The following is a 211-nucleotide window of genomic DNA, read 5'->3' on the forward strand; positions in this document are numbered from 1 at the left end:
GCTTGATGGCCGAATTGCTTACCTGCAAAAACTGCGCGATAACCTAGCGGGATGTATAGGCTGTGGTTGCCTGAGCATGACTAGTTGCCCGCTCTATAACCCCGACGACAAACTGGCTAAATCAGGTAGCGGCCCTGTACTTCTCGATCAGGCAGAGCAAAAAGCCAGAGCCCGATAAGAACCAAACGCTGGTTCCTTAAAATAGCCCTTA

General features: G+C 50.7%; 1 pseudogene. It reads left to right on the top strand.

Annotated features, from left to right (window positions below):
• Positions 1-178 (top strand): annotated as a pseudogene (locus tag INT22_RS20710) (redox-sensitive transcriptional activator SoxR); the annotation flags it as partial.
• Positions 179-211: the final 33 nt, after the last annotated feature.

It is taken from the genome of Halomonas sp. 3D7M (assembly GCF_014897885.1).
Lineage (GTDB): Bacteria > Pseudomonadota > Gammaproteobacteria > Pseudomonadales > Halomonadaceae > Vreelandella.